Origin of the sequence: Marinobacter bryozoorum (genome assembly GCF_023156245.1) — a bacterium.
Classification (GTDB): domain Bacteria; phylum Pseudomonadota; class Gammaproteobacteria; order Pseudomonadales; family Oleiphilaceae; genus Marinobacter; species Marinobacter bryozoorum.
Genome location: NZ_JAKZAH010000001.1, coordinates 200,100 through 226,840, shown reverse-complemented (window position 1 = coordinate 226,840; position 26,741 = coordinate 200,100). Strand labels below are relative to the sequence as shown.

The following is a 26,741-nucleotide window of genomic DNA, read 5'->3' as shown; positions in this document are numbered from 1 at the left end:
GTTTCTGTTCAGGCGAATTACTGGTACTGCTTGCGCAGCTCGCGCTTGAGTACCTTGCCGGTGGCGGTGCGGGGCAGTTCTTCCATTACGGCCAGGTGCTTTGGCACCTTGAAACGGGCCAGGTGTTCACCGCAGTAGGCCTGGATTTCCTCCAGGGTTGGCTCTTCTCCTTCCTCCGGTACCACCAGTGCCATGGGCACTTCGCCCCACTTCTCGTCCGGCACACCGATCACCGCCACATCCCGCACTTTCGGGTGACGGTAGAGCACCTGCTCCACCTGGGTGGGATAGACGTTCTCGCCACCGGATATCAGCATGTCTTTCTTGCGGTCAACGATGTAATAGAAACCTTCATCATCCTGGCGGGCCAGGTCGCCACTGTGGAACCAGCCGTTGCGCCATTCTTCGGCCGTGGCTTCAGGGCGGTTCCAGTACTCCCGGAACATGCTGGGGCCACGCAGCACCAGCTCGCCGGTTTCACCGGGCGCCACGTCGTTATCATTCTCGTCCACGACGCGCATCTGCACGTGGATCAACGGCTTACCCACCGATCCGTTCTTGCGTACCGCGTTTTCGTTATTGAGCACACAGGCCGAGGCACAGGTTTCCGTCATGCCGAAGCCTTCCAGGAACTGGAACCCCCGCTTCTGGAAGAACTCGATCACCGGGATCGGACAGGGTGCGCCCCCCGACAGCAGCACCTTGAGGGCTGACAGGTCATAGTCGTCGAATCCCTTGTGCTGACTGAGCATCAGCCACATGGCCGGGAGCACGAACAACGTGGTGATGCGCTCCTCCTCAAGGGTTTTGAGCAGGTTTTCAGGCTCAAACTGCGGCTGCAACACGATGCGGGCGCCGCAATAGAGCATGGGCAGCGTGTAGATCGCGAGCCCGCCGATGTGGAACAACGGGGCGACGGTCAGGGTGCTGTCCGAGGTATTGAAAGCCAGCGGACTCATCTGGGTGTTGATGGCCACCCAGGTAGGGTTGGCATGGGTCAGCAGCGCGCCCTTGGGCTTGCCGGTGGTTCCGGAGGTGTACATCATCATCAGCGGATCGTCCTGCCCGACCAGGATATTACGATCCGTGTCATCTGCGGCCGCCAGGCTCTCCCGGTAATCCGGATCCCCCTCCGCACCACGAACCCCCTCGCCGCACTCACCATTCACCGCAATGGCATGCTGCAGGGTCGTTTCATCGCGAATGGGCTCCAGCAATGGCAATAAGCGGGCGTGGTAGACGATCACCGAGGCTTCCGCGTCGTTGATGATGAACTCCAGCTCCTTGGGACTGAGCCGGAAGTTCAGGGGCACGGCAATGGCACCCAACTTGGCACAGGCAAAGAAGGTTTCGAGGAATGCCGTGCTGTTGATCATCAGCAGGCAGACACGGTCCCCCTTGGCGACACCCTTGCCGGCAAGCACGTCAGCCGCCAGGTTAACCCGGCGATCCAGCTCAGCGTAGGTGACCCGGTCATCGTTGTAGATCAGGGCCTCGGTTTCCGGCCGATACCAGGCATGGTAACGCAGCCAGTCACCGATACCGCCGATGTAGTGGGAACCAAGGCCGGGGTCAGTCTGTTGTATTTGTTCCTGGGTCATGATGCACCTCTGATCGTCGTATTGCTCATGCGAAGGCGGAGCCCTGAACCATAGCAGCGGTACCCGAAGGTAACTTGCGTGCACTGGCTGCAGGCAATGCCTCTGCGTAACCTGCGCCAGAAACCTGCAGCCGTACCCTCAAACGTCGTGATCCACTGACAATGTCCCTGGGTGGAAGCCCATAGATGCGCCGTATGGAATGACTGAAATGCGTGGAATCGGGGTAGCCGGTTTCCAGCGCAATGTCCGTGAGCGTAGACGGAGAACGAACGTGGTACAGCAACGTCCGCGCACGGCGCCAGGCGCGGTATTTCCGCAGGCACACCCCGGTTTCTGCCTTGAACAGATGAAGGAAGCGAGAAAGGGAAAGCCCTTCTCCCTCGGCCAGCAACGAGGCACTGCAAGGGTCCGCGGTGTTCTCACAAATCCGGTCAACCACGTGGCCCACCCTCGGGTCCAGAGACCTTCGCGGCAATAACTGGCCGAACAGAAGGTCGTCGAACTCCGCATCAGAAAGGCGCGTGTTGGCGGAAACCTGCTGCAATCGATTCACGCCTTCCAGGATCCTCGCCTTCACTGCAGCAGGGTTGTCCTGCAACTTGCGCCGGATACAGGCTGCTGCCACCGCGGTATCGGTATATTCGGGCTCCAGCATTACCACGGCCAGGTGCCGGTCGCTGGTACGAATCCTGTGCGGCGTGTAGGGCGCAACCCAGGCTATTGGCAGGGTTTGCCAACCATCCCCGAAATTGATCTGTAACGGCTGACGCTCCGAAACATAGAGAGTGGCACAGCCGAAGTTACGCACCCCGGGCCTGCCCAGCAGTCCGTAATAGAAAACCCGGTGGTCGCCGATCAACATCAGACGACTATCTGTTTGTTGATGGCTGGGGGTAAAACTCATTGCGTTACCCTCTCGGTTATTATCAACCCAAGGTTAGACCTAACACTTGGTCAAATTCAAGATTGGGACTAGAATAATTTGACCGAGTGATTGGTCTCATGTCTGAATAACCGTGACACTGACCAGCTGACACCCCCGGATACCGTAGAACGCGCTCCGGACCCGGGCCGTGGCAGTAACAATAACTGAATCGAAGGCGGCTTACAGCCTTCCCCCAACGGAGAGCAACATGCGTTACACCACCGAGCACAAGAGCCTCTACGACTCCGTCAGCAAGTTCGTTGCAGAGGAAATCAACCCCTACGTGGACGAGTGGGAGAAAGAAGGCATTTTCCCTGCCCGCGAACTTTTCCGGAAGATGGGCGCCAAGGGTTTCCTCGGCATCACCAAGCCCGAGGCTTTTGGTGGCATGGGACTCGACTGGAGCTACGACCTGGCCTTTTGTGAAGCCATGGGTGAAACCAACTGCGGCTCCATACCCATGGCCGTCGGGGTACAGACCAATATGGCCACGCCCGCCCTGGCCAAGATAGGCTCCGATGAACTGCGCAAGGAATTCCTGGCACCAGCGATTTCCGGTGACTACGTGGCCTGTATCGGCGTATCCGAACCGGGTGCGGGCTCCGACGTTGCCTCCATCAAGACGACCGCCCGCAAGGACGGTGACGATTACATCATCAATGGCGGCAAGCTGTGGATCACCAACGGCACCCAGGCAGACTTCATGTGCCTGCTGGCCAACACCGGCGACGGCCCGATGCACAAGAACAAGTCGCTGATCGTTCTGCCCATGGATACGCCGGGCGTCACCGTAGCCCGCAAGCTGGACAAGCTGGGTATGCGCAGCTCCGACACTGCCCAGATCTTCTTTGAAGACGTGCGGGTGCCCCAGCGTTATCGCATCGGTGAAGAAGGTATGGGGTTCATCTACCAGATGCAGCAGTTCCAGGAAGAGCGCCTGTGGGGTTCCGCCAGCCTTATTCGCTCACTGGAGAAGTGCATCGAGGATGTCGCTGAATATACCCGCCAGCGCGTTGCCTTCGGCAAACCGCTACTGCACAACCAGAGCATTCATTTCCGCCTGGCCGAACTGCAGACCGAAGTGGAGCTGCTGCGGTCACTGGTTTACCGGTGTACTGAAGGGTATATCAACGGAGAGGACATGACCCGACTGGCTTCCATGGCCAAGCTTAAGGCGGGACGACTCGCGCGGGAAGTGACTGACAGCTGCCTCCAGTACTACGGCGGCATGGGCTTCATGAACGAAACCCTGATTACCCGCTTCTACCGGGACCTGCGCCTGGTTTCCATCGGCGGCGGTGCCGACGAGGTCATGCTGGGCATTCTGTCCAAGTTCATGGGAACCCACCCCGGCGGCCAGTAAACCGGGGCAACAAACAGACTCCGGGTCGTCAGGGACGATGACCCGTGGCCAGCTGCCAGACCCGATCGGTGAGATCTTCCAGGGAAAGGCCTCCCCCATGACGGAACCAGGTCGGCGTCCAGTGCAGGGAACCTGCCAGCAACTTGCGAAGTATGTCCGGCTCCATGGTCACGATTCCAGCCTGGTGAGCTTCCCGCAATACTTCCAGCCAGATCCCCTCATATTCTTCCCGCAACCTGAGTATGGTCGCCTTGCCCTGATCTGAAAGGTTGCGCCATTCGTCGACCATGACACTCCAGGCTTCGCCGGTTTCGCCGTTCATGGCATACAGCTCCACAGAAATCAGCGTGCGCAGGCGATCCTCCAGGTCTGGGCGGGCTTCCAGTGCCCGCTTGAGACGTTCCAGGTTCAGGACAATACTTTCTTCCATTACCGTGCGCAGGATTTCATCCTTGCTGCGGTAATGGTGAAAAATACTCCCAGGCAGAATGCCGGTCTCTCGCCCGATATCCCGCACCGTGGTCTGCAGGTAACCCTTGCGCCGGAACAGACTGGCAGCTGTATTAAGTACTACGCCGCGGGGGCTTTTGGGATCGGTGATCCTGCCATCTTCTATCAGCTTGTTACGGATCTCTTCACTGAATTCCAAGGTTCCGGCTCTCCCTTGCAAGGGTTGAGAAAGGATTAAAAACGGGCCGCATTCTATAGCAAGCCCTGTATTGCAGGCCACCAACAAACCGGTGAATGTTGTTCGCAAGCCTCACGTACATTGTAGACCAAACGCTTGCTCAAATTCCTGCCATCCGCTAAATTTGTGATGACAAAAACAATGAACCCGACACTGCGGAGGCTGCAATGGCCAGGCAAGCACAGCATCTGACTGACCCCGGAATGAATATGATCGACCGCGTATGCGCAGGCGATATCCTTACACGGACTGCCGACCTTCACCCTGACAATGTCGCCATGGTGGATGATGGCAGAACCCTCACCTACAGGGAGTTCGAAGACCAGTCCAACCGTATGGCCAATAGCTTGTTGGCACTGGGTCTGGCGGCGGGAGAGCCCGTTGGCATCCTGGCACGCAACTGCATCGAGCTGATGGTGAGCTATATGGCCTGCGCCAAGGCCAACCTGGTCTTTGCACCGGTAAACCTGGGCCTCAAGCCCCACGAAATCGCCTACTGCCTGAAAGACTGCCGCACACGAATCCTGATCGTCGAAGAAGCGCTTGCCGACGCCGGCCAGGCACTACCGGACCAGCTGCCCGACCTTGAGTTTCTGTACTGGACCGGAAGCACTACCCAGACCGCTGGTGGCCACACCTGGAAACCGGTGCAGGAGCTGACCGACCAAGGGGACAATACGCCGGTCGAAGTGGTTGTAGACGACCGTGACCCGGTACAGCTGCTCTATACCTCAGGCACCACAGCGAACCCGAAAGGTGTGGTCACCAGTCACCTGGCTGTAACCATGGCCGCGATGGCCAATATCATCTCCAACCGGCTTCCGGCCGAAGCGGCCATGCTCTGCCAGCTCCCCCTGTTTCACTGCACCGCCGTTAACTGCCTGGCATTGCCGACGTTCATGATGGGAGGCAAGCTGGTGATGGCCAAGGGCTTCGATGCCCGTGAATGTGCCCGGCTGATCGAGGAACACCAGATCTATATGCTGGTATTCCTGCCCATGATGTTTAACGAGGTATTGAACGACCCGGAGGCGAGCAAACGAGACTTTTCATCCGTGGGACGGGCCCTCTATGCCATGGCGCCGATGGCAGAGTCGAAACTCCAGGCTATCCACGATGCCTTCCCCAATGCCGATGTTATCCTGGGCTCCGGCCAGACTGAATTTACCCCGGCTACCTGCCTGATCCGGCCGGAACACCAGTGGAGCAAGGCCGGCTCCTGGGGCACGGCCACGCCCATGACCCGGGTCGCCATTATGGACGATCACGGTCGGCTGCTGCCCCCCGGCGAAGCCGGCGAGATTGTCTATCGCGGCCCCCAGGTGATGACCGAGTACCTGAACCAGCCTGACAAGACCGAGGAGTCCTTCAAGTACGGTTGGTTCCACAGTGGCGATATCGCTTCGATCGATGAGGATGGCGCCATCTGGTTTACCGACCGCAAGAAGGATGTGATCAAGACTGGTGGCGAAAACGTAGCCTCACTGGAGGTGGAGCGCTGCCTGATCGGCCATCCCAAGGTGGCAGAAGCCGCCGTCATCGGACTTCCCCACGAGCGTTGGGGCGAGGCTATCACCGCCAATGTTATCCTGATGCCCGGCGAAGACGTGGCTGAGGAAGAGCTGATCGAGTACTGCCGGGAGCACATGGCAGGCTTCAAGGTGCCAAAGGCCATTGTGGTGGTGGAGGAGTTCCCCCGCACCGGCACCGGCAAGATCCAGAAGCATATGATCCGTAAGGATATGGAAGGCTACTTTTCGGATTAAGGCCCGCAGCCGTCAAAGGCATCGGGAGACAACCCTGATATCAACAAAAAGCCCCCGAAATCCGGGGGCTTTTTGTATTGCTGGGGGCCGTCGGCTCAGGCGCCGTAAGCCTTGAGCAGCTGCCGCGACAACGCCGCCCGGTGAACCTGGTCCGGGCCGTCGCCAATGCGGATGTAGCGAGCATACATCCAGGCTTCCGGCAGGAAAGTGTCCTGACATACGCCAGCACCACCATATACCTGGATAGTCCGGTCAATAACCCGGGCGGCCATGGAAGGCACCACGATCTTGGCGGCGGCGATCAGGTCCTTCGCGACCTTGTTACCGTCCCGGTCCATCTTGTCCGCGGCTTTCAGGGTCAGCAGGCGGGCCTGTTCAATTTCGCAGAAGGATTCAGCAATTTCCTCCCGGACGGAATCGAACTGCGACAACTTGCGACCGAACGCTTCCCGCTGCTCTGCCCGCTGGCACAGCATTTCCAGGGCCCGCTGGGCACAGCCAATAAGTCGCATGCAGTGGTGGATCCGACCTGGACCAAGCCTCCCTTGGGCAATCTCGAAGCCACGCCCCTCACCCAGCAGCATATTCGACGCGGGCACACGCACGTTCTCGTACACCACTTCGGGATGACCTACCGGTGCCTCGTCATAACCAAACACCGTCATATCCCGCACAATGCGCACGCCTGGCGTGTCCTTCGGCACCAGGATCATGGACTGCTGGCGGTGACGGTCAACATTATCCGGGTCGGTCTTGCCCATTACGATGAGTAACTTGCAGGCCTCGTTCATGGCACCGGAGGTAAACCATTTACGGCCATTGATGACGTACTCGTCCCCCTCCCGACGGATCTCACACTGGATATTAGTGGCATCACTGGATGCGACCGCCGGTTCCGTCATGGAGAACGCCGACCGGATTTCACCCGCCAGCAGCGGTTCCAGCCATTGCTTCTTCTGCTCCGGGGTGCCGAACATGGACAGGATTTCCATATTGCCGGTATCGGGTGCCGAGCAGTTGAACACTTCCGGTGCCCACAACACCCGGCCCATTTCCTCCGCCAGGGGGGCATATTCCAGGTTGGTCAGCCCGGCACCATGGTCACCGGGAAGGAACAGGTTCCACAAACCGGCAGCCTTCGCTTTCGCCTTCAGCTCCTGGACAATGGCTGGCGTACGATAGCGGTTCTCTCCGCTGGCCTGCTCCCGGTAGAGGTGCTCCACCGGGCAGACTTCCTCAGCCATGAACTGCCGGACCCGGTCCAGTAGGTCCCTGGATTTTTCGGATTCCTGGAACAGCATTCAACCCCCTTTTTACTGTCGTTATAAATGGATTATCGAGCCATGCCATAGAACTCGGCATTGGGTCGCATGGCGGTGTGGGCGGCGAGGCGGTTGGACATGGCGAACAGGCCGGTGATGGCGCCGATGTCCCAGATTGCGTCCTGTGAGAACCCCGCCTGCTCCAGGGTGCGGATATCGTCCTCTCCCACCAGCCACGGGGTCTGGGCAAGTTTGACGGCATAGTCCAGCATGGTCCGCTGTCGGTCGCTGATTTCCGCATCCCGGTAATTGGCAGCCACCTGGTCTGACAGCCAGGGCTGCTTCGAGCGGATGCGCAGGAAGGCACCGTGGGATACCAGGCAATACAGGCACTGGTTGGCACTGCTGGTGGCCACAACGATCATCTCCCGCTCGGCACGGCTCAGGCCTTCATCGGATTCCATCAGGTCATCGTGCATGGCCAGGAAAGCCCGCAGCTGATTGGGGCGATGGGCATGGCCGAGGAACACATTGGGGATGAAGCCCATCTTTTCCTGGAGGGTTTCAATACGCGTGCGCAGGTCATCCGGCAGGCTGGAAACATCAGGAATCGGGAAGCGGGAAATGGGGTGTTGCTCAGACATGGCAGGGTCTCCGGAACATGGGTATACCTGCCACGCTAGTCCACCCGTTACCACAAGTCTTGTGCGAGGTGGCTACTCCGCCTTCAATCCCCGGGCCAGAGGTTCTTTGCCAGCATCGGCCACTGCTCGTCGAACTCAGCTGATGGGGCACGGCTGAAGCCGGACCGGACGAAGCGCTGGATTCGCCCCTCAAGGAAAGTCATAAGCCAGTCGGCAGCGCGGGGCGCGCTGGGATAGGGTCGCAACCCCTGGCGGATTTCCCCTTCCTTGAGGATCTGGCGGACCTGGGTTTCGAGGCGCTCGAAGAACTGACTCGCCCGTTTGCGCAGGGCTTCGTTCTCGCCACTGAGGGCCTCGCCGGTCAGCACACGGCAAAGTCCCGGATTCCGCTCGGCAAAGACCAGCACCAACCGGACCAGTTGCTGCAACCGAACCTGGGCGTCTTCCTGCTCCTGCAAGATCAGCTGGCAGCGGGAGAACACCGTATCCTCGGCAAAGTCCACCAGAGCCTCGAACATCTTGCGCTTGCTGGGAAAGTGCCGGTACAGGGCGGCTTCGGTAACGCCCACCGCCCTGGCGAGGCCGGCGGTGGTGATACGGGCACCCGGCTCCGTTTCCAGGATTTCAACCAGGGCCTGGAGGATGACCTCCTTGCGGCTGGGCTTCGGGTTGTTCATGACAGGACTGCACTACTCTGTTAAGGGGTAACGGGGCCGGGGCGCTGTTGAATCAGAAAAACGTACCATCAATGGGCGAGGACGCGCTGGCGTAGGCCTTCTTGGGCATACGGCCCGCCAGGTAGGCTTCACGGCCGGACTCGATGGCCAGCTTCATGGCCTTGGCCATGCGAATAGGATCCTGGGCCTGGGCGATGGCGGTGTTCATCAGTACACCGTCGCAGCCCAGCTCCATGGCAATGGTAGCGTCAGAGGCTGTACCGACACCGGCATCCACCAGCACCGGTACACTCGCGTTCTCGACAATCTGTCGGATGTTGTAACGGTTCTGGATACCCAGGCCGGAGCCGATGGGCGCACCCAGGGGCATGATGGCAATGCACCCCATCTCTTCCAGGCGCTTTGCCAACAGCGGGTCGTCAGAACAATACACCATCACCTGGAAACCATCCCTGATCAGTTCCTCGGCAGCAACCAGGGTTTCGGTCATATTCGGGTAAAGGGTCTTCTCCTCTCCCAGCACTTCCAGCTTCACCAGGTTATGACCATCAAGCAGTTCCCGGGCCAGCTTACAGGTACGCACTGCGTCCTTCGCGTTAAAGCAGCCGGCGGTATTCGGCAGGATGGTGTAACTCTCCGGCGAGATCACGTCCAGCAGGTTGGGCTCGTCCGGATTCTGGCCCAGGTTGGTACGGCGCACGGCCACGGTGACAATCTCGGCACCACTGGACTCAATGGCATGTCCGGTTTCCATCAGGTCACGGTATTTACCCGTGCCCACCAACAGGCGGGACCGGTAAATTCGACCGGCAATTTCCAGTGGCTTGTCTTCCGGCAATGGGGTCGGGCTTTGTTCAGTCATTGGAATCCTTGATGGTCTGGTAAAACGGCATGTGGATGAAAGTCTGTGCGGGTCAGCCACCACCGATAGCGTGGACGATCTCGACCCGGTCACCTTCATTCAGCCGGAATTCGTTGTGCTGGCTGCGGGGTACGATATCCTCGTTTACTTCCACCGCCAGGCGCTTGCCGGCCAGGCCAAGCACTTCAATCAGGGCTTGCAGGGTATACGGATCCCGGAGTTCACGGGGTTCCCCGTTGAGCATCACATTCATAGCAGACTCACTTACCAGCAGATCGACGTATCGCAGCTGCCACCACCAGGGCCCAGCCCACCATAAAACAGAGTCCACCCAAAGGCGTCACCGGGCCGACCCAGCGGATGTCTGTCAGCACCAGCAGATAAAGGCTGCCACTGAAAAGCAGCGTGCCGACCAGGAAAAAGCCGGCGGCAGCACCCAGCAAACGGCGGCACAGGCCTGTGATGGAAAGCAGCGAAATCAAAACCAGCGCAATGGCATGGTACATCTGATAGGTAACGGCCGTCTGGAAAACTTCAAGGCCCCGGTCGCTGACCATGCCTCGCAAACCGTGGGCGCCAAAGGCACCAGCCATCACGGCAAACAGTGCCAGCAGTGCCCCGGCGGCCAGCCAGGTGCGCTGGACAGGCGCGGGGAGCTGGCGGTTGTCAGCAGTCACAGTGGATCCTCTCGCCGGTATCCAGGTTCATTACTGTCAGCTTGCCACCCCAGACACAGCCAGTGTCCAGGCCGATAAACCGGTCACTGCCGGTCTCCCCCTCCAGCGCCGCCCAGTGGCCGAAGATCACACGGACATCGTCAGTGCGTGGATAGCGGAACCAGGGCGCATAACCCTCCGGGGAATGACCGGCAGACTCCTTGGTGGCCAGCTCCAGGGTGCCGTCCTCGGCGATAAACCGCATACGGGTGAAATAGTTGGTGATCATGCGCCAGCGGTCCATGCCCTGCAGATCATCACGCCAGCACTCCGGGTAGTTGCCATACATTTGACGGAAATAATCCGCCGCATCCGGCCCCCGCAGGATGGCTTCAAGTTCCCGGGCCAGCGCAACGCCCTTGTCGACACTCCAGATATGGGGCAGGCCGGCATGGGCCATAACGAAGTTGCGCTCGTTATCGTGGACACAGATATGCTGCTGCAGCAGCCAGTTGAGCAGGTCTCCATGATCCGGTGCATCCAGGATGTCGTGCAGGGTATCTTTCTTCTTCACACTGTGGCCACCCAGGGCCACCGCCAGCAGGTGCAGGTCGTGATTGCCCAGCACGACCACGGCCGAGCTGCCCAGGTTGCGGACGTAACGAAGGGTTTCCAGGGACGAGGGGCCGCGATTAATGATATCGCCGGCCACCCACAAGCGGTCACGTGAGGGCGAAAAGTCCACTTTGTCCAGCACATCCAGCAACCGGTCGTAACAGCCCTGGATATCGCCAATGGCGTAGTCAGTCATGATCTGCCTCTTCTACGGTGTCGGCCTGGGGCCTGTTTTCCACCAGGAAGTCGGCAATGGCAACAAACTCGGCCAGGCCCAGGTTTTCAGGTCTCAGCCCGTCATTAATCCCCAGCGCCCGCAGCTCTTCGACACTGACCAGGCTGCCAAGGGACTTGCGTAGGGTCTTGCGCCGGGCGTTAAACGCGGTGCGTACCACCATCTGCAAGGTAGCCAGGTCCCGCGCAGGGTGCGGCAGCCTTTCATGGGGGACCAGCCGGACAATGGCAGAGTCCACTTTCGGTGCTGGCCTGAAAGCCCCCGGGCCCACTTCAAACAGTGGCTGAACCTTGCAGAAATACTGCGCCATGATACCCAGGCGCCCGTAATTGTTGTCACCCGGCCCCGCAGCCAGGCGCTGGACCACTTCTTTCTGCAACATGAAGTGCATATCTTTAACCACCCCGGACTGCTCCAGCAGGTGGAAGATCAGCGGAGTCGAAATGTTATAGGGCAGGTTGCCCACAATACGTAGCGGCCCGTCCTGCGCCAGCTCGCTGAAGTCAAACTTCAGGGCGTCTGCCTCATGGATGCGGAACTCGGGATAGTTAAAGAATTTCGTACGCAGTATCGGGACCAGGTCCCGGTCCAGCTCCACCACCTGCAGGCGCGGATTCACCGCCAGCAGCTCTTCGGTCAAGGCCCCAAGACCGGGGCCGATTTCTACAAGCCGGTCATCGGGCTTCGGGCTGATGGAACGGACGATACGTTCGATAACACCCGGATCGTGGAGAAAGTTCTGCCCGAACCGTTTTCGGGCCTGGTGGCCGGCTTTGTTGCTCAATGCCCCGCTCCTGCTGATGGCTGATGTGCACGGCGATAACGGGCCATCTGTTCACCCACTCGAATCGCTGCATGAAGGCTACCGGCATCGGCCTGGCCGGTTCCGGCCAGGTCCAGCGCGGTTCCGTGGTCCACTGACGTGCGCACAACAGGTAGCCCGAGTGTGATATTCACGGCCCGGCCAAATCCCTGGAACTTCAGTACCGGCAACCCCTGATCGTGGTACATGGCCAGAACCGCGTCTGCGTTATCCAGCCAGTGAGGGGTGAACAGGGTATCTGCCGGTAAAGGCCCTGTCAGATCCAGGCCTTCGCGACGCAGGTCGGCCAAGGTGGGCTCTATAACCTCGATCTCTTCGCGACCAAGGTGACCACCCTCCCCCGCATGGGGATTAAGGCCGGCAACGAGAATCCTCGGCCGGGCAATTCCGAAGAAGGTCTTCAGGTCCTGGTCCAGGATGCGAGCCACCTGACTGATCCGGTCGGGCGTAATCGCTGCAGGGACATCCTTCAATGGCAGGTGGGTGGTCACCAGCGCCACCCGCAGCTCTTCGGTAGCCAGCATCATGACCACTCGCTCCACGCCACAAAGTTCCTGCAGGAACTCGGTATGACCACTGAAGGCAATGCCAGCCTCGTTAATCACGCCCTTGTGGACCGGCGCCGTCACCATGCCGTCAAAGGTGTTATCCAGGCAGCCCCGGGCTGCAGTGGTCAGGGTGTCCAGCACATACTGGCTGTTACCCGGGTCCAGCCTGCCTGCCGTGGTATCCGCAATACCGGCCACATCCAGCACCGACAGCTGGCCCGCTGCAGTCATTACCCGGGCCCCCGGCTGCCAGGCATGCAACGTCACGTCGAGGCCGAGCAGGGCTTTCCGGTCCTCGAGCAGTTTCATGCTGGCCACCACAACCACCTGCTGAGCGCGGTCCTCAGTGGCCAGCTGCAGGCAGAGCTCCGGGCCGATTCCGGCGGGTTCACCCGCGGTCAGCGCCAAGATGACCCCGGCGGTCATGTGTTCTTGATCTCCACATAGGCCTCGTCGCGGATTTCCCGCAGCCAGTTCTGCAGTTCCGTCTCGTACTTGCGACGATACAGTGCCTGCTGGGCCTCGGAACGACGTACCTGGTCGCTCACATCCTGGTCCCGGCGCTCCCGGACCTCAAGGATATGCCAACCAAAGCGGGACCGGAACGGGCGGGTAACTACCCCTACCGGCGCGTTCATCATGGTCTCTTCGAAAGCCGGTACCATCTGGCCCGGGCTGACCCAGCCCAGGTTGCCCCCGTCGGAACCGGATCCCGGGTCATCCGAGAACTCCCTGGCCAGCGTCGCGAAATCCGCGCCATCCTGCAGCTGCTGGTATAGCTCTTCGATCTGTTGTTCAGCCTGGGAATCCGAGATAACCTCGGTGGGCCGGATCAGGATATGACGCACCCGGGACTGCACGATGACATTACGGGCCTCGCCACCGCGGCGGTCCAGCACCTGCACAATGTGGAAACCACTGCCGCTTTGCAGCACCCCGGAGGGCTGGTTTACCGGCAGATCCGGAACCACGTCAGTCACCAGGGAAGGCAGGTCCGAGCGGCTACGCCAGCCCATCACCCCGCCCTCCAGGGCATTGCTGGCGTCGGATTCAGCAACGGCGGCGGACTGGAAATCACGGCCATTGGCAATTTCGTCCCGCAGTCTCTCCGCTTTCTCCCGTGCACGGTTCACTTCCGCCTCGTTGGAAAAATTGCCCACTGACACCAGGATGTGGGCCAGCAGGTACTCGGTATTGGTGTCAGCCTGTCCACCGGTTTGCTGCACCAGGTTGTCCACCTCGCGGTCAGTAACCCTTATCCGGCTGTCGACCCGGCGCTGCTGAACCCGGCTGACCAGCATTTCACGACGGATCTGCTCACGGGCTTCCTGGTAGGTGACCCCCTCCGCCGCCAGCTGGCTCTCGAACTCCCGGACCGTCATGTCGTTGCTCTGGGCAATGCGATTGATGGTTTCGTTCAGCTCGTTGTCACTGACCCGCATGCCCATGTTGTCGGCCATCTGCAGCTGGATATTCTCGGTAATCAGCTGGTCCAGCACCCGCTCCTCCAGCACCTGGCGCGGCGGCAGCCCTGTGCCCTGGCCCTCGAGCCGGGAGCGGATAGTGTTAACCCGGGCATCCAGCTCCGACTGGAGGATCACACCGTCATCCACTATGGCGATGACCCGGTCCAGCAGTTGCCGTTCGGCCTGGGCACTGGTCGCCAGCAGCAGCATTGCCGCCACCAGCCATCTCTTGAATCCTGTCAGGCCACGGTTTGCCTGCATAGTTACCTCGTTCATGGGTTGATGTTCTGTGTACCGAAACGCCGGCGTTCACGTGCCTCGTAGCCCGGGAAGGCATCAGACAGGGTACTGCGGGTACCCCCTGAGCCACCCAGGCCCTTGAGCTGAACCTGGAATACGATGCGATTGTCCATTTCTTCGTCGTCGGTCAGGTAACTCTGATTGACCAACTGGAAATTCCAGCAGCAGCTGTTGTATTCGAAGCCTGCCAGTGTACCTACGGTCTGATCCAGCTGTGAATCGTAAACCCACCTGCCGATCAGGCTGATGTTGTCTGTGACCGGGAAAATCGCCCCCAGGTCCATCTGCTCGAAACCATCATCCGGGCTGGCTCCCCGGGTATAGGTATGCCCGGCACTGACCAGGTAGCGGTAATCCGGCGAGTGATAGGCCAGCACACTACGCCCCTCCTGGGTGTGGCCTCCCCGGGGGTCCCACAGCCCGGATACACGGATATCGAAGGTGTCTGTCGGGCGCAGGACCACTTCACCCGCGTAGGGCGACTCACTGCGCGTTTCTGCACCACGGCCAAACAGGCTGACGTCGCGATCATCGTGGTAGTAAACCTGCCCCACACTGAAGCGGGCGCTTTCCACCCCGCTGACCATATCGTTAAAGCGGCTGGTCAATGCCACTACGGTCTTGTTGGTGTCACCGATGCGGTCCCCCCCGACAAAACGGTTCGGCCGGAACAGGTTATCAAAGCGGAACGAGCGCAACCCCGCATCAAAGTTCGGAATATGGTCCTGGTCTTCTTCCGCATCTGACCAGGCATAATACAGGCGCGGTTCAAGGGATTGATTATAACTCCGCCCGAACAGGCTGGCTTCCCGGTCCAGATAAAGGCCACTGTCCCACTCAGCCACGGGTACGGTGCGATCAAAGGAACCGTCACCCAGCTCATAGTCGTCCAGGTCATACCAGGTCTGATCGACACTGACCGAGGGGCGGCTGTAACCCCATAGTGCCCTCAGGGGAAGAGCCACCTCCGGCACAGCCCGGGTCCGCTGACCGACCGCCCGGTCAAGCCCGGTCAGGCCCGCATTGTCCCGGTCAAACCATGTGTACTGGCTGTCGATCGCCACTTCCAGCGGACCCAGCGGCGCTACCGCCCCGTAATTCACCTCAGGCAACTGGTCATAGGGAATATCGCTGTCTGCCACGGTATCAGTAATCGTCTGGTAGCCGGACAGGTAGGCCTCGAAGAACTGCCACTCATCCTGGTAGCGGATGCCACCCTGCCGCAGCAGGTGGGTATCGCTGCCGATATCCAGGGTCTGGTTCAGGTCACTGAGGTAGTCATCGTCGGACACCGCCGAATAGTCCACGTAACCCGCCCAGCCGCCACCGAAACTGGCCCGGGTCTGAAAATCCAGGCCCCAGCGCTTGCCAGACTCACCGGGAAATTCCCTTTCGTACTCGCTGTCATCATCGATAAAGCCCACCTGCAGGACAGACTCCCCAAGCTCACTCAGGTAGCGACCTTCAATCTCATTGAAAAGTCCCCGACCGTGAATGTACTGGGGATTGAGGGTGGCATCGTAATGGGGAGCCAGGTTCAGGTAATAAGGTGTGGAGAGGTAGAAACCGCTGCCGGCATTGGAGCTTCCAAAGGTTGGATAAAGGAAGCCGGTCTTGCGACGGTCATCAATCGGGAAACTCGCCCAGGGCCAGTAGAATACGGGTACATCCTTGACCTGCAGACGAATATTGGTCGCGGTGCCAAAGCCCTCCGCCTGGTTCAGGCGAATCTCCGAGGCCACCAGGGACCAGTCATTCCGATCCGGCGCACAGGTGGTCAGGTAACCCTGGTCGATTTCAATGATATGGTTCTGCGGGCGACGTATGTGAGCTGCTTCGCCCCGCATTTCGGACTGATGGAACAAAAAGCTGGCGTCATCGATGGTGAAGAACCCCGAGTTCACGTCGTACCGGGCCTGTTCACCCGTCAGCAGCATCCCGGCGCTTCGGCTGGTCATGGGACCGGTAATATCCACCTGGCCTGCCACCTGGTCGAACACCGCCTCACCACCGGTCATCGCCATCCCGGACTGGCTCAACTCCACATCGCCCCGGAGAACAAGCCGGGTGTCCACTTCATAGCGGGCGGACAAGGCGCTGGCCGTGACCGGCGCCCCGGTTTCAGGGGAGCCCTCACCGGTGGCGACGGGCGGTTGCAGGTAACCACCCTCACAGAACCGGGGCAGCCGGGCACGGACCTCCGCGGGCAGCTCCGACCTCGGGTGCCAGTCCATGGCCGCCGCGCCAGGCGTCTGGGCCAGCACCGGCACAGCAAGCAAGGACAGGGTGAAACCGGCCAGCAAGGCCGCCGACGGCAAGTGTCGTACCGCAACAACAGACTGCTTGGGGTCAGTGACTCTGGCGTATTGATCTTGTGGCACCGGATCGGGATCCTGTTGATGATCGGCATGGCCAGGCAGCTTGCCCGGCAAATGGTGGCTAGTTTACACGCCTCAGAGAGGCTTGTTAACGCGCCGGGCCAATGGTTCCATAGTCTTGCAGCAAAGGTATACTCTGCCTTCCATGGATCCGGGTGATCCGCACCGCCTCACCCCGGCAAGCCGGATACCGTTCAACCTGATCAAAGGGCACCGACAACATGGACATTCGCCTGGAAAAACTCACCACCTGGGTTCACCGACACCCGGGCTTTGACCGCGCCCACCTGACGCCAGTGAGTGGCGATGCCAGCTTCCGTCGCTATTTCCGGGCCAAAGGCAAATCCGGGGCCGGCAAGGGCATGACCGCCATCGTGATGGATGCGCCCCCGGACCACGAAAACTGTCACCCCTTCGTTGCCCTGGCACGGCACTGGCGCCTGCACGGCATTTCGGTACCCGAAGTTTACGCCGAGGACCTGGAGCAGGGCTTTCTGTTACTGGAGGACTTTGGCGACCGGCTGATGCTCGGACGCCTCAACGGCGTTACCGCCGATGAACTCTACAGCGAGGCCATGGCAGAGCTGGTCCGCATCCAGCAGGTACCGGTGGGAGGCGACTACCCCCTGCCATCCTATGACGAAGCCCTGCTCGACCGCGAGATGAACCTGTTCCCGGACTGGCTGCTGGAAGGCCTGCTGCAGATGGAGCTGGCCGATGGCGAGCGGTGCATGCTGGAAACCACCTTTGCCTTCCTGAAAGAAAGCGCGCTGGCCCAGCCCCGGGTGCCGGTTCACCGGGACTATCACTCCCGCAACCTGCTGGTGCGTCCTGACACCCCGGTTCCGGGAGTTATTGACTTCCAGGATGCCGTTGAGGGCCCCATCACCTACGATATCGTATCCCTGCTCAAGGATTGTTATATCGAATGGGCGCCAGCACGCCGCAACGGCTGGCTGGAAGACTTCCGGATACTGACCCGGGAAGCCGGCCTTCACCAGGCCGACAGCGACACCTTCCGCCAGTGGTTTGAATTGATGGGCATGCAGCGCCACCTGAAAGCCGCGGGCATCTTTGCGCGCCTCTACCTGCGGGATGGCAAGAGCGGCTACCTCGCGGATATCCCGCGCACGGTCAACTACCTGGTCGAAGCCAGCCGCCCGCTGCCCGCGCTGCGCCACTTCCACCAGTGGCTGACCGACGAAGTGGTGCCGGCTATCCACCACAAACTGGGCACCAGCCCTGCCACCCCCGGCGCAGGCCCCCGACTGTGAAGGCCATGATCCTGGCTGCCGGCAAGGGGGAGCGCATGCGTCCGCTGACGCTGACGACCCCCAAACCGCTGCTGCAGGCCGGCGGCGAGCCGCTGATCGTTCACCATATCCGCAAACTCAGATCCGCCGGCTTCCGGGAACTGGTGATTAACCATGCCTGGCTCGGCGAACAGCTGGAGTCCGCACTGGGCAGTGGCGAAGAATACGGCGTATCCATCGCCTGGTCCCGGGAAGGCGAGCCCCTGGAAACCGCCGGCGGCATCATACAGGCCCTGCCCCTGCTGCAGTCGGACGAGGGCTGGTTCGCAGTGATCAACGGCGATATCTGGCATGACCTGGACCTCCGGCAGCTCAGGCCTCCCCGGCAGGGTATCGCGATGCTGGTGCTGACCGACAACCCACCCCACAACCCGGAGGGAGATTTCGCCCTGGAGGCCAGCGGCCAGGTGCAGGCAACCGGCAGCAACCGCCTGACTTTCACCGGCATCAGCCTGCTGCACAGTTCGTTATTCGAGGGCTTGCCCCCCGGATCCCGCAAGCTGGCGCCGGTACTCCGCGAGGCGATGGCCCGGGGAGAGGTGTTCGGTCTGCACCACCGCGGGCAGTGGATGGACATTGGCACATCACTGCGGCTGGCCGAGCTGGACCAACTGCTCACCCGAACCAGACAATCCTGACGGCACCATGAGCGGACGCGCCCCCCAAACCCTGCCACCGCGCACCGAGGCCCTGCTGGACGAACTGCTGGCCGGTTTCGTCGCCTGCCGCCACCGGCCGGGCGAACTTGTCAGCCGCCACCGGGTCGGTCGCGGTGCCCGCAACGCGCTCTTTTACTGCCTTGGCTACCTGGCCAGAGCCGACGGCCGTGTCACCGAGAAAGACATCGGCTTTGCCGAACAACTGATGACCGGCCTGGCCCTTGCGCCCGGACAACGCCGCAAGGCGATCCGGCGTTTCCACCAGGGCCGTGACAGTGCCGAGCTGTCCGGCCTGATGCTCGCAGGCTTCCGCTTGCAGGGCCCCTGGCCCCAGCGCACCAGCCTGCTGATAGGGCTCTGTCTTTGTCATGGCGCCCAGCTGTTCGGCGCCCCCGAAAAACCCCGTCGCTATCGCTGCGAAGACGGCTTTTATCAGCTGGGCCTGCCCCTGACGGCCATGGACCGGATTTTCAGGGTTTACCGCCAGGAGGTGTGGATTGCCCCTGCGCCACCCAAACCGGAAACCCTGCGGGACGCCTATCACATCCTCGGCGTCGAGGCCGGCGACAGCTTCTTCCATATGAAACAATGCTATCGCCGGGAAGTCTCCCGCTACCATCCGGACAAACTCCGGGACGATCTTACACCGGCAGAACAGGCCCACGCCCGGGACCAGCTGCTGCGGCTGCAGCAAGCCTGGGAGGTGGTCAAGCGCCGGGAACGGCTGACCCGCTAAGCACCGGGAATGTCACAAAACATAACGTATCGATACTGGCGTTTTTCACAGCCCCCGGCCAGACTCTCTCCGAAAACGTGACACATATCTCAAAAGGTGACCTCCCCCGGAACCACTATGCAAGACGTTATCCGGCGCAACCACGTGCAAACCCTCGGCGAGGGCGATCATACCCTGGTACTGGCTCACGGTTTCGGCTGCGACCACCAGATCTGGCAACCCGTCGCGGAAGCCCTTGCGCCTGATTTTCGCCTTGTACTGTTTGACATCACCGGCTGTGGCCAGTCCGACCTCGGCGCCTGGGACCGGAGCCGTCACTCCTCCCTGCACGGCTACGCGGAAGACCTGGTCGAGGTGCTTGCGGCCAGCAGCAGCGACCCCGTGACACTGGTCGGGCATTCGGTATCCGGGACCATCGCCATGCTGGCGTCGCGAAAAGCGCCCCACCATTTCCGACAGATCATTGCCATCGGCCCGTCACCGCGCTACATCAACGATCCGCCGGACTACCATGGCGGTTTTGAGGAGCGTGACATCCTCGACCTGCTGGACATGATGGAACACAACTATTTCGAATGGGCCGGCTACCTTTCGCCACTGGCCATGGCCAACAGCCACCGCCCGGAACTGGCAGACAAACTGCGCCAAAGCTTTGCCGCAGCCGACCCGGTGATTTCCCGCAAATTTGCCGAAGCCACCTTTCTCAGTGATGTCAGACATTTACTGCCATCAGTACCGGTACCGGTGGACATCCTCTACACCGAGCAGGACGTGATCGTACCGCCAGAGGTGGTTGCCTACCTTGGCGACCACCTTCCGGCCTGTCGCACCACGCGCCTCGGTGCGACAGGCCACTACCCCCACATGAGCAACCCCGGGGCCGTGGTGACAGGTATCCGGGCGGCCCTTCGCACCGACCATGCCAGCGAAGCGGCGAAAGACTGAGCCATGCCGCAGGCCCCGCCCGATATCAACCGGCTTCCCTGTGGACTGCTCAGCCTTCAGCAGGACGGCATCATAACCTGGGCCAATGGCACCCTGGCCCACTGGTTGGAGTACGAGCCCCGCAAGCTACCCGGTATGCGCATCGACCAGCTGCTTTCCCCGGCCGCACGGATGTTCTATCTGACCAGCCTGCTGCCCCTGCTGCAGCACCACGGCCACGCCAGTGAGGTCTACCTGCGACTGCGCAGCCGCCACGGTGCCGACATGCCAATGCTGATTAACGGCGACGTCACTGAAGGCGCCGGTGGAAAAACCCGCTACGACCTTTCCGTTATGGCCATACACAAACGCCACGTCTTTGAAGAGCAGCTTTTGTCGGCCCGGCAAATGGCGGAACAGGCCGTAGCAGAACAGGAAAAGGCCTATGCGGAACTGGAGCTGGCCCGGCAGTCGCTGCAGGAAAAACAGGACGAGCTGCTGGCACTGAACTGCAAACTCGAGCACATGGCAACCACCGACAGCCTGACCGGCCTGGCCAACCGGCGGGTATTCGAACAGACCCTCAGCCACCAGCTCGCCGTGCTGGAACGCAACCAGACACCGGTATCCCTGGTGCTGATGGACGTCGACCACTTCAAGCAGGTTAACGATACCCATGGCCACCCGGTTGGAGACGCGGTACTCCAGGCCGTCGCTACCACTCTGAAGGACAACATTCGGGAAATTGATGTAGCGGCACGGATCGGCGGGGAAGAGTTTGTCGTTATTATGCCCGACACTGAACTGGAAGAGGCTGTCGTTGTGGGCGAGCGGCTGCGGGAGCGCATCGCTGCCATGACTGACACGCCGACACCGGTCACGGTCAGTAGTGGCGTCGCAGAAGCCGTCCCGGCGGAGGACGTCAGCGATGTGTTTGTCCGCGCCGACAGCGCCCTTTACCAGGCCAAGGCCGATGGCCGCAACAGGCTCCGCAAGGCAGCGGCTCCGGCCCCCCGGTAGGGTCTCAGTCTCCGCCAGCCCAACCCGCAAGGCGACTGGCGATCGCTGCCGCATGCCGGCCCGACTCACCACCTGCCAATGGCACCGGCAGGGCCTCGTAGCCGTTCATCCCTGCCCGGCGGAAGGCCGCCCGCCGACCCGGCCCGGCCGAGGAGCGGGAAGGATACATATCCAGCAACCGAACTACCTTGCCCTCAAGGGCGGATACCAGCTCACCCGGTGCCTGGCTGCCAAAATCCGGCGCAATCCACGCGACCCGTGACACCGCTGCTGGCGCCCGGGGCAGGTAACCATTGACCGCCAGCGCGCCGCGGCCAACCCCGACCAATACCACCTGTGAGTAATCCCGCTCCTGCAGCCAGGCAACGGCAGCGTCCAGGCGGGCATTCACTTCATCCCGATGGGCCTTCAGAAGATCCTCGGCGGCCTGGTCATTCACATCAATCATCACCGGCTCGCCTTCATCGGAACTATCCTGGCCCGACCTCGACCCGGCTTCCCCTGCCCGCTGCCTGGCAAGCTGCAGGCCGGGGCTGACCTGGCTGTTACCCAGTGACAGGGCCGCCCAGCCAGCTTCTGTCAGACGGCTACGCAATCCAGCGAGCAAGGCGTGGTTTGCCGTCTGGCCCTCGTCTGCCAGGAGCACCACCGCGCCTTTCGCCGCCTCGGTGACCTCCCGCTCCACCAGCGCCAGCGCCCGGGGCGCACCGTCCGGTTCAAGCCATACCGCCAGGTGGGGGTAACGCTGTGCCAGCATGCCCGAGTCACCGGCAGAGCGGATGAAGTAACGCTCAACCGACGGCTTGCCTGAGCCCTCCTTCGACTCACCGTCTCCGGCATCCTGCCCGGCGGCCCCGGCATCACCGCCCGGAGCCGCATCCTGCGCCGTGGCGGGGTTGATCAAAACAAGGACCAACGTCATCACCACCGCCAGCCAGCGAGTGATATCGAGATTATGCATTCCCGCAGAGGCCACGGACATTCCCCATTCAGAGCTGTTAGAATAACGTCCGATTTCAACCGGACTACCCCAGTACCCGCCGGGCAGACGCCTGGGCGCCGGGAAATTTTACCACAGGGAGCCGGATGCCTCTTCCACGACCGATACAGCCGTTTGACGAGACCATCATGAAACAGCCCGCACTGATTGCACCGTCCATTCTCTCCGCTGACTTCGCCCGCCTGGGAGAGGAAGTCGACAACGTCCTGGCCGCCGGCGCCGACGTTGTTCACTTTGATGTCATGGACAATCACTACGTGCCCAACCTCACTATCGGTCCCATGGTGTGTGAGGCCCTGCGCAAGCACGGGGTAACGGCACCCATCGATGTCCACCTGATGGTCTCGCCGGTGGACGACCTGATCCGCATGTTTATCGATGCCGGCGCCAGCTACATCACCTTTCACCCGGAGGCCAGCAACCACATTGACCGGTCCCTGCAACTGATCCGCGACGGTGGCTGCAAGGCCGGGCTGGTGTTCAACCCGGCCACGCCCCTGAGCTACCTGGACTACGTAATGGACAAGGTGGACATGGTGCTGCTGATGTCCGTCAACCCGGGCTTCGGGGGTCAGAAGTTCATTCCCGGCACCCTCGACAAGTTGCGCGAGGCCCGCAAGCGCATTGACGACAGTGGTCGCGAGATCCGCCTGGAAATCGACGGCGGCGTAAAAGCCGACAACATCGGCGAGATTGCCCAGGCCGGCGCCGACACCTTCGTAGCCGGCTCGGCCATCTTCAATACCGACGACTACAAGGCGACCATCGACGCCATGCGCGCCGAAATCGCCAAGGCAGGATAAACACACCGTGGAACCCAGACGACGCTTCACCTCCCTGTGGCCCGGCGTGGCCCTGTTCGACCTGGACGGCACGCTGGTAGACAGTGCGCCAGACCTGGCGGCCGCCATCGATGACATGCTGACCCGGCTCGGTCGCCCGGCAGCCGGTCCCGGGCAGGTGCGCCAGTGGGTGGGCAATGGCGCCCAGGTACTGGTGCGCCGCGCACTGACAGGCCGCGTGGACTGGGAGAACGCAGAACCTATCGACGACGCCCTGTTCCGGGATGCCAGCGAGCAGTTCTTCCAGTCCTACGAGGTATTGAACGGCAGTCACTCCACGGTTTTCGACGGTGTCGAAGCCTGCCTGCAGCGACTCCAGGATACCGACTGCCGCATGGCGGTCGTCACCAACAAACCCGAGCGCTTTGTTCGCCCCTTGCTGGAGCGCATGGGGCTTGAGCACTGGTTCGAGATGATCATTGGCGGCGACACCTTGCCAGTGAAAAAACCCGATGCCGAGCCGTTGCTGCTGGCCATGCGCACCCTGGGCGGAACCCCGGGTACAACCGTGATGATCGGTGACTCCCGGGCCGATGCCGAAGCCGCCCGCAACGCCGGCCTGCCAGCCGTCCTGGTCCGCTATGGTTACAACTATGGCCCCCCGGTAGACGAACTCGGCGCCGAGGTAGTTGTTGATTCGCTGACGGAGCTTTTGTAACCTCTGGAGAGTTTGTTGCAAACCCACCCCTTTCATTCGGGAGATTCCTGCCGTGCAGGGACTGAATCTGACTGCATCACGCGGGGTACTGACGACCCGCGCAACACGATGGTGGCGATGGCGTACCGGCTGACAAGCCTGGCGACGCAACCGACCTGCGCGCCACAATAAAAACGCTGCTGCCCGGGTGAGCCGGCCAGCAACCGCAGATCAGATTTCAGGACGTTACCATGACACCCGAACAGTTCGACCGGCTGGCCGAGGCCGGCTTCAACCGTATTCCCGTGTACCGCGAAGTACTCGCTGACCTGGACACACCACTCAGCACCTACCTCAAGCTGGCCAGTGGCCCGTATTCCTATCTGTTCGAATCCGTTCAGGGTGGCGAGAAATGGGGCCGTTATTCCATCATCGGCCTGCCTTGCCGGGAAGTGCTGAAGGTATACGGCGACAACATCACCGTGACCCGTGACGGCCAGGTGATCGAGGAAACCAAGCGTGAGGACCCGCTCACCTTCGTGGAAGAATACCAGGCCCGCTTCAACGCCCCGGACCTGGACGACCTGCCCCGTTTCAACGGTGGCTTGGTGGGTTATTTCGGTTACGACACCGTACGCTATATCGAAAAGCGCCTGCGCAACACCTGCCCCACCGACAAGATCGGCACGCCGGATATCCTGCTGATGGTGTCGGACGAAATCGTCGTGTTCGACAACCTGCGGGGCAAGTTGCACCTGATTGTCCATGTAAACCCCAATGAACCCGGCGCCTACGACCGGGCCCTGGCCCGCATCGACGAGCTGGAGGCACGGCTCCACCGCCAGACCGCCAACGCCCCACGCACACCGGAACACCTGCGCGGCAAGGCGGTGGATGAGAGCGACTTCATCTCCGGCTTCACCCAGGACCGGTTCGAGGAAGCGGTGGACCGCATCAAGGGCTATGTGCTCGACGGCGACGTCATGCAGACGGTGATTTCCCAGCGCATGACCATCCCCTTCGAAGCGCCTCCGCTGAACCTGTACCGGTCGCTGCGGGTGCTCAACCCGTCGCCCTACATGTACTTCCTCGACCTGGATGACTTCCACATCGTGGGCTCATCTCCCGAAATCCTGGCTCGGGTGGAAGACGACGAAGTCACAGTCCGGCCCATCGCCGGCACCCGCAAGCGCGGCGCCACCGACGCCGAGGACAGGGCACTGGAGAAGGAACTGCTGGCAGACCCGAAAGAGATCGCCGAGCATCTCATGCTCATCGACCTGGGCCGCAACGACGCCGGCCGCGTGTCCGAGACCGGCACGGTCAAACTGACCGACAAGATGATCGTGGAGCGCTACTCCCACGTGATGCACATCGTCTCCAACGTCACCGGGCGCCTGAAGAAGGACACCTCCTGCCTCGACGTGCTGCGGGCCACCCTGCCCGCCGGCACCCTGAGCGGCGCCCCCAAGATCCGGGCCATGGAGATTATCGATGAGCTGGAACCGGTCAAACGGGGCGTCTACGGCGGCGCTGTCGGCTACCTGTCGTTCAACGGCAACATGGACACCGCCATCGCCATTCGCACCGCGGTCATCAAGGACAAGACCCTGCACATCCAGGCCGGCGCCGGCATCGTGGCAGACTCGGTTCCCCGCCTGGAGTGGAAAGAAACCATGAACAAGGGCCGCGCGATTTTCCGGGCCGTTGCCATGACCTACAACGACTACGACCACTGAGGCGGGGGAGACAATCATGCTGCTGATGATCGACAACTACGACTCCTTCACCTACAACGTGGTGCAGTACCTGGCAGAGTTGGGGGCGGACGTCCAGGTTCACCGCAATGACGAGATTACGGTGGATGAAATCGAGGCCCTGAGCCCGGAGCGCCTGGTGATTTCCCCTGGCCCCTGTACACCCAACGAAGCGGGTATTTCCATGGCGGCGATCCGCCACTTTGCGGGCAAACTGCCAATTCTCGGCATCTGCCTGGGCCACCAGGCCATCGGGCAGGTCTATGGCGGGAATATTGTGCGCGCCGGCCAGGTGATGCACGGTAAGGTGTCGCCGGTTTACCACTCTGACATCGGTGTGTTTCGCGGATTGAGTAATCCGTTACAGGCAACGCGATATCACAGCCTGGTCATCGAGAAGGAAACCCTGCCGGACTGCCTGGAGGTAACCGCCTGGACCCGCAACGAGGATGGCTCCGTTGAGGAGATCATGGGCATTCGGCACAAAACATTGCCCATTGAGGGGGTGCAGTTCCATCCTGAGTCGATTATGACTGAGGAAGGGCATGAGCTTTTGCGGAACTTTTTGCGGTCTTAGAATCAGGCCTTTTGGCTGATTGCCATGGATCGGGTACCGGCCGGGGAGCGGTATCATTTTTCTGGACACGCCCACGAGCACGTCCATGTGGGGCTCGACGGCAGCCATCCATGGCTGCCGACGGTCCTGAAAAATAATCCCCCACCCCGTCCTCTGTGCAAGCCGCAAACAAGTACGCAGGTCAGGCCCCTTACCGTAAATAGTGGTAAACGTAGCGTTATCACAGTTGCTCACAGGACGGGGGGTGCAGGGGGCATTTTCGCAGCAGCGCGATGGATGGCGCGGAGCAAGGCGGGCGCCATGGATGGCCCCTGAATTGCGGCGGAGAAAATGCCCCCTGCACCCACCGGCCCGGCACCGAAGTCAGCAATCACTTCGGTAGCACTGGTCGCGCGGTTCCCCAAAAGGACACCTCCCAAGCAGACCAGGCACCCATAATCTACGCAGCCCAACGTCAAAGAGAAAAC

26 protein-coding genes are annotated in these 26,741 nt (G+C 61.1%); 11 read left to right on the top strand and 15 right to left on the bottom strand.

Annotated features, from left to right (window positions below):
• Nucleotides 1–17 precede the first annotated feature (17 nt).
• Both menE and MLC59_RS00980 read right to left on the bottom strand, forming a co-directional pair.
• Nucleotides 18–1,601: an o-succinylbenzoate--CoA ligase gene (gene menE / locus MLC59_RS00985; protein WP_248230150.1), complete on the bottom strand. Its 1,584-nt coding sequence runs from the start codon at nt 1,599–1,601 to the stop codon at nt 18–20.
• 25 nt (nt 1,602–1,626) lie between these two features.
• Nucleotides 1,627–2,505 (bottom strand): helix-turn-helix transcriptional regulator, encoded by an 879-nt coding sequence (locus MLC59_RS00980; RefSeq protein WP_248230148.1) that lies wholly within the window; start codon nt 2,503–2,505, stop codon nt 1,627–1,629.
• A 229-nt stretch (nt 2,506–2,734) separates the two neighbouring features.
• Here MLC59_RS00980 and MLC59_RS00975 point away from each other — a divergent pair, with 229 nt between their 5' ends.
• The gene (locus MLC59_RS00975; RefSeq protein ID WP_248230146.1) at nt 2,735–3,889 is read left to right on the top strand and encodes an acyl-CoA dehydrogenase family protein; all 1,155 of its coding nucleotides are present in this window, start codon (nt 2,735–2,737) and stop codon (nt 3,887–3,889) included.
• A gap of 28 nt (nt 3,890–3,917) precedes the next feature.
• Here MLC59_RS00975 and MLC59_RS00970 read toward each other — a convergent pair whose 3' ends face one another.
• On the bottom strand, nt 3,918–4,538 hold the full coding sequence (locus MLC59_RS00970; RefSeq protein WP_248230144.1) for a TetR/AcrR family transcriptional regulator: 621 nt from the start codon (nt 4,536–4,538) through the stop codon (nt 3,918–3,920).
• 248 nt (nt 4,539–4,786) lie between these two features.
• On the opposite strand from MLC59_RS00970, the gene MLC59_RS00965 reads away from it, so the two are divergent.
• A complete protein-coding gene (locus MLC59_RS00965) occupies nt 4,787–6,343 on the top strand; it encodes an AMP-binding protein (RefSeq protein WP_248230142.1) in 1,557 nt (518 codons plus the stop codon).
• A gap of 95 nt (nt 6,344–6,438) precedes the next feature.
• Here the strand turns inward: MLC59_RS00965 and MLC59_RS00960 are convergent, their stop codons facing one another.
• The 11 genes from MLC59_RS00960 to MLC59_RS00910 form a co-directional block, all read right to left on the bottom strand.
• On the bottom strand, nt 6,439–7,644 hold the full coding sequence (locus MLC59_RS00960) for an acyl-CoA dehydrogenase family protein (protein WP_248230140.1): 1,206 nt from the start codon (nt 7,642–7,644) through the stop codon (nt 6,439–6,441).
• 32 nt (nt 7,645–7,676) lie between these two features.
• Nucleotides 7,677–8,249: a peroxidase-related enzyme gene (locus MLC59_RS00955; RefSeq protein WP_248230139.1), complete on the bottom strand. Its 573-nt coding sequence runs from the start codon at nt 8,247–8,249 to the stop codon at nt 7,677–7,679.
• A gap of 83 nt (nt 8,250–8,332) precedes the next feature.
• The gene (slmA, locus tag MLC59_RS00950) at nt 8,333–8,926 is read right to left on the bottom strand and encodes a nucleoid occlusion factor SlmA (protein WP_248230137.1); all 594 of its coding nucleotides are present in this window, start codon (nt 8,924–8,926) and stop codon (nt 8,333–8,335) included.
• 52 nt (nt 8,927–8,978) lie between these two features.
• Nucleotides 8,979–9,788: a thiazole synthase gene (locus MLC59_RS00945; protein ID WP_248230136.1), complete on the bottom strand. Its 810-nt coding sequence runs from the start codon at nt 9,786–9,788 to the stop codon at nt 8,979–8,981.
• 52 nt (nt 9,789–9,840) lie between these two features.
• On the bottom strand, nt 9,841–10,041 hold the full coding sequence (gene thiS, locus MLC59_RS00940; protein WP_248230134.1) for a sulfur carrier protein ThiS: 201 nt from the start codon (nt 10,039–10,041) through the stop codon (nt 9,841–9,843).
• Between the two features lie 7 nt (nt 10,042–10,048).
• Nucleotides 10,049–10,381: a DUF423 domain-containing protein gene (locus MLC59_RS00935; RefSeq protein WP_248230201.1), complete on the bottom strand. Its 333-nt coding sequence runs from the start codon at nt 10,379–10,381 to the stop codon at nt 10,049–10,051.
• A 73-nt stretch (nt 10,382–10,454) separates the two neighbouring features.
• Nucleotides 10,455–11,255 (bottom strand): symmetrical bis(5'-nucleosyl)-tetraphosphatase, encoded by an 801-nt coding sequence (locus MLC59_RS00930; RefSeq protein ID WP_248230132.1) that lies wholly within the window; start codon nt 11,253–11,255, stop codon nt 10,455–10,457.
• The gene (gene rsmA, locus MLC59_RS00925; RefSeq protein WP_248230130.1) at nt 11,248–12,078 is read right to left on the bottom strand and encodes a 16S rRNA (adenine(1518)-N(6)/adenine(1519)-N(6))-dimethyltransferase RsmA; all 831 of its coding nucleotides are present in this window, start codon (nt 12,076–12,078) and stop codon (nt 11,248–11,250) included. Before rsmA ends, MLC59_RS00930 begins: the two co-directional genes overlap by 8 nt.
• Entirely contained in the window at nt 12,075–13,091 is a 1,017-nt protein-coding gene (pdxA, locus tag MLC59_RS00920) for a 4-hydroxythreonine-4-phosphate dehydrogenase PdxA (protein WP_248230129.1), read from the bottom strand. The genes rsmA and pdxA overlap by 4 nt, the downstream gene beginning before the upstream one ends.
• Nucleotides 13,088–14,407: a peptidylprolyl isomerase gene (locus MLC59_RS00915; RefSeq protein WP_427901683.1), complete on the bottom strand. Its 1,320-nt coding sequence runs from the start codon at nt 14,405–14,407 to the stop codon at nt 13,088–13,090. Before MLC59_RS00915 ends, pdxA begins: the two co-directional genes overlap by 4 nt.
• Nucleotides 14,404–16,812, bottom strand: coding sequence for an LPS-assembly protein LptD (locus tag MLC59_RS00910; protein ID WP_427901682.1), 2,409 nt, complete (start codon nt 16,810–16,812; stop codon nt 14,404–14,406). The genes MLC59_RS00915 and MLC59_RS00910 overlap by 4 nt, the downstream gene beginning before the upstream one ends.
• A gap of 218 nt (nt 16,813–17,030) precedes the next feature.
• On the opposite strand from MLC59_RS00910, the gene MLC59_RS00905 reads away from it, so the two are divergent.
• The 5 genes from MLC59_RS00905 to MLC59_RS00885 all read left to right on the top strand — a co-directional run bounded on the left by MLC59_RS00905 (nt 17,031) and on the right by MLC59_RS00885 (nt 21,461).
• Nucleotides 17,031–18,083: an aminoglycoside phosphotransferase family protein gene (locus tag MLC59_RS00905; protein ID WP_248230128.1), complete on the top strand. Its 1,053-nt coding sequence runs from the start codon at nt 17,031–17,033 to the stop codon at nt 18,081–18,083.
• Entirely contained in the window at nt 18,080–18,760 is a 681-nt protein-coding gene (murU, locus tag MLC59_RS00900) for an N-acetylmuramate alpha-1-phosphate uridylyltransferase MurU (protein WP_248230127.1), read from the top strand. The genes MLC59_RS00905 and murU overlap by 4 nt, the downstream gene beginning before the upstream one ends.
• 7 nt (nt 18,761–18,767) lie before the next feature.
• Nucleotides 18,768–19,517 (top strand): DnaJ domain-containing protein, encoded by a 750-nt coding sequence (locus MLC59_RS00895; protein ID WP_248230126.1) that lies wholly within the window; start codon nt 18,768–18,770, stop codon nt 19,515–19,517.
• Nucleotides 19,518–19,634: 117 nt separating this feature from the next.
• The gene (locus MLC59_RS00890) at nt 19,635–20,462 is read left to right on the top strand and encodes an alpha/beta fold hydrolase (RefSeq protein ID WP_248230125.1); all 828 of its coding nucleotides are present in this window, start codon (nt 19,635–19,637) and stop codon (nt 20,460–20,462) included.
• Nucleotides 20,463–20,465: 3 nt separating this feature from the next.
• Complete coding sequence (locus MLC59_RS00885) at nt 20,466–21,461, top strand: sensor domain-containing diguanylate cyclase (protein ID WP_248230123.1); 996 nt, start codon at nt 20,466–20,468, stop codon at nt 21,459–21,461.
• Between the two features lie 4 nt (nt 21,462–21,465).
• Here MLC59_RS00885 and MLC59_RS00880 read toward each other — a convergent pair whose 3' ends face one another.
• Nucleotides 21,466–22,422: a DUF3530 family protein gene (locus MLC59_RS00880; protein ID WP_248230122.1), complete on the bottom strand. Its 957-nt coding sequence runs from the start codon at nt 22,420–22,422 to the stop codon at nt 21,466–21,468.
• 167 nt (nt 22,423–22,589) lie between these two features.
• On the opposite strand from MLC59_RS00880, the gene rpe reads away from it, so the two are divergent.
• The 4 genes from rpe (at nt 22,590) to MLC59_RS00860 (ending at nt 26,274) form a co-directional block, all read left to right on the top strand.
• Nucleotides 22,590–23,264: a ribulose-phosphate 3-epimerase gene (gene rpe, locus MLC59_RS00875; protein WP_248230120.1), complete on the top strand. Its 675-nt coding sequence runs from the start codon at nt 22,590–22,592 to the stop codon at nt 23,262–23,264.
• A gap of 7 nt (nt 23,265–23,271) precedes the next feature.
• Nucleotides 23,272–23,961 (top strand): phosphoglycolate phosphatase, encoded by a 690-nt coding sequence (locus MLC59_RS00870; RefSeq protein WP_248230118.1) that lies wholly within the window; start codon nt 23,272–23,274, stop codon nt 23,959–23,961.
• 230 nt (nt 23,962–24,191) lie between these two features.
• On the top strand, nt 24,192–25,679 hold the full coding sequence (trpE, locus tag MLC59_RS00865; protein WP_248230117.1) for an anthranilate synthase component I: 1,488 nt from the start codon (nt 24,192–24,194) through the stop codon (nt 25,677–25,679).
• A 16-nt stretch (nt 25,680–25,695) separates the two neighbouring features.
• On the top strand, nt 25,696–26,274 hold the full coding sequence (locus tag MLC59_RS00860) for an anthranilate synthase component II (RefSeq protein ID WP_248230116.1): 579 nt from the start codon (nt 25,696–25,698) through the stop codon (nt 26,272–26,274).
• Nucleotides 26,275–26,741: the final 467 nt, after the last annotated feature.